Origin of the sequence: Kitasatospora sp. NPDC057223 (assembly GCF_042669755.1) — a bacterium.
Taxonomy (GTDB): domain Bacteria; phylum Actinomycetota; class Actinomycetes; order Streptomycetales; family Streptomycetaceae; genus Kitasatospora.
On the sequence record NZ_JBHUWW010000286.1, the window covers coordinates 1 to 2,736 of the forward strand.

3 protein-coding genes are annotated in these 2,736 nt (G+C 72.1%); 2 read left to right on the top strand and 1 reads right to left on the bottom strand.

Features of this window, described 5'->3' with window-relative positions; all coding sequences use genetic code 11:
• Positions 1-48 precede the first annotated feature (48 nt).
• Complete coding sequence (locus ACFUK0_RS40025) at positions 49-849, bottom strand: beta-glucanase (RefSeq protein ID WP_380258997.1); 801 nt, start codon at positions 847-849, stop codon at positions 49-51.
• Between the two features lie 491 nt (positions 850-1,340).
• Between ACFUK0_RS40025 and wecB the strand changes: the two genes are divergently transcribed.
• Positions 1,341-2,531: a non-hydrolyzing UDP-N-acetylglucosamine 2-epimerase gene (gene wecB, locus ACFUK0_RS40030; protein ID WP_380258999.1), complete on the top strand. Its 1,191-nt coding sequence runs from the start codon at positions 1,341-1,343 to the stop codon at positions 2,529-2,531.
• A gap of 13 nt (positions 2,532-2,544) precedes the next feature.
• On the top strand, positions 2,545-2,697 hold the full coding sequence (locus tag ACFUK0_RS40035; RefSeq protein ID WP_380259001.1) for a hypothetical protein: 153 nt from the start codon (positions 2,545-2,547) through the stop codon (positions 2,695-2,697).
• Positions 2,698-2,736 lie beyond the last annotated feature (39 nt).

The following is a 2,736-nucleotide window of genomic DNA, read 5'->3' on the forward strand; positions in this document are numbered from 1 at the left end:
GCCACGGACCATGCGGTCCGGGCCGGGGCCCCGTCGTCGGCCGGCCCGTCACGGCCGCTGGATGCTCAGGAAGTCGATGCCGAGGGTGACGGGCTCGTCGGTGTCCGGTGCGGCGTGGAAGTTGCCGTTGTTGATGGAGAGGCCGAAGACCGGGTAGGACGCGAAGTCCGGGCCGACGCCGACGTGGTCCTCGTACGCGACGGTGAGCCGGTCCGGGTCCGGGCCGACCAGCCAGCTGACGTTGTCGGCGCCCAGGTGCGCGCCGACCCAGACCCACTGGCCGGGGCCGATGCCGGGGGCGGTGTACAGGACGTTGCTGTGGCCGAGGTGGTTGGCGAACTCGAGGCTGTCGGTGCGGTCGCTGTGCCACTCGAAGATGTCGAGTTCGTTGCCGCCGTCGCGCCAGGTCCACAGGGCAGGCCAGGCGCCCGAGCCGGTGTCGGGCAGGCGGACGTGGGCGAGGATGGTGTCCCCGGTGCGGACCTCCGCGAGGCCGCCGCCGGAGTCGCAGGAGTCGCCGGTGGTGATCAGGCCGGTGTTCCAGTAGCCGTCCGCGCGGCGGGTGGCGGTGATGGTCAGGTGGCCGTCGGCGGTGCTGAGCGCGTCCGTCGTCAGGTGGTCGAGCTTGGCGTCGTTGGGGTTGGTGACGCACTTCGCGTAGGCGGCGGTCTGCCAGCCCCAGGTGCCGCCGGGCCCCACGGACAGGGCCGTGTCGAAGGTTTCGCTGAAGACTATGCCGCCCCGGTGGTGGTCGGCGTGTGCGACCGCTCCGGCCTGGGCGGCCATGGTCACGCTGATCACCGCCAGGGTCAGCAGTCGGCGGGTCAGCAGCGGGTGGGTCAGTTTCATGGTGGTCATCCCCCGGTGGAGGCCGCAGCGGAGCCGGTGACGGGTCGCGGCGTGGGCGGAACGGACCGGCGGGGGCCGGCCGCGCCTCTCACGATCCATCACGCTGCCCCGGCGCGCCCCTGCTCTGGTCCGTCAGGACGAACCGGGGCGGGGCGATCGTTCGTGTCCGTATTCTCCGAATATTTCCGGCCGACACGTTACCAGTAAACAAATCCCGGATGTGGTCCGGGGTAATTAGGACTGGTGTTCTGTCATCCGGCGCGCCGTGAATATTGTATTCACGGCGCGCCGGATCGCCCACCGGAGTGAGAATGCGCACCGATGGAGTGGAAATACGCGCGGGAAATGGATACTCGCTGTGGAGTTTGCCACTCTGCTCACGCAGCGCTGTCAGCGCCCTCACCCGTTCCTCTCCCGTTCCGCCCCGCACTCCGCGGCGGAAAAGCCCTGTCCAGCAGGAGGTCGAGTCCCCGATGAACCGCGGTGGTCCGGTGGCTGTCGTACTCGGTACCCGGCCCGAGATCGTCAAACTGGCCCGGGTCGTCCGGGGCCTCGGAGACCGGGGCCGCATCGTTTACACCGGGCAGCACTACGACGACAATCTCTCCGGAAGCCACTTCCGGGGCATGGGCCTGCCGGAGCCGTCCGTCCGGCTCACCGGAATCGGGGGAGTGCCGCGCGGCCGGCAGATCGGCGCGATGATTTCCGCGATTTCGGACGGTTTCGAGGCCGACCCGCCGCGGGCCGTCGTGGTCCAGGGGGACACCAACTCCACCTCGGCCGGCGCCCAGGCGGCCCAGTACTGCGGCATCCCGGTGATCCACGTCGAGGCCGGTCTCCGCTCCCGCGACCGGGCGATGCCGGAGGAGATCAACCGCCAGGTGGTCGGCGTCCTCGCCGACCTGCACTGCGCGCCCACCACGGTCGCCGCCGGCCACCTGCTCGCCGAAGGCGTCCCGGCCGAGCGCATCCAGGTCACCGGCAACACCATCGTCGAGGTGGTCGCCGACTCGCTGCCCTCCCCGGAGGCCTCCCGGGCGCTGCTGCGCCGGTACGGGGTCGCCGAGGACGGCTTCGTCCTGGTGACGCTCCACCGGCCGGAGAACACCGACGACCCGCAGCGGCTGCGGCTGATCCTGGCCGAGCTCGCCGGGCTCGGCCTGCCGGTGCTGTTCCCCGTCCACCCGCGCACCCTGCACTGCGCCGAGAGGTACGGCCTGGCCCGGCAGTTGGCCGCGCTCGGCGCGGTCGACCCGGTCGGCCACGCGGAGTTCCTCGGCCTGGCCCGGTACGCCCGCCTGCTGATCTCCGACTCCGGCGGCGTGCAGGAGGAGTGCACGGTGCTGAAGAAGCCGCTGATCGTGCTGCGCAACAGCTCCGAGCGGCCGGAGGCGATCGAGGCGGGGTTCGCCACCCTGCTGCGCCCCGGCCCGGAGATCGGCCGGGTGGCGCGCGCGTTGATCGCCGACCCGGCCCTGCCCGAGCGTCTGGCCGCCCGCCCGTCGCCCTACGGCGACGGCAGCGCCAGCGAGCGCATCGTCGAGCTGACGCTGGCCCTGGCCGGCGGCCCCGCCCGCGTGCGCGTCCCGCACACGTCGCCGGCACCGTCCGGCGTCCGCGCCAACCGGCGAGCGGCGGCGGACGCCGCGGCTCCGGTGGCATCCCCCGTCCCATCCCCGTAACGGAGGCCATTCCATGTACCGTCCCCACCACCACGCCGGCGGAGCCCTCGCCGCCACCGGTGCCGCGACCGGCAACCAGACCTTCCAGATCCTGCTGCTGGCCCTGCTGCTGTTCGTCGGCGGCGTCCTGCTGCTGCGGGTCTCCCGGCTGCGCAAGAACGACTGACCGTCCTTCTGGCCATGCCCCTGTGCCGCAGCACCGGCC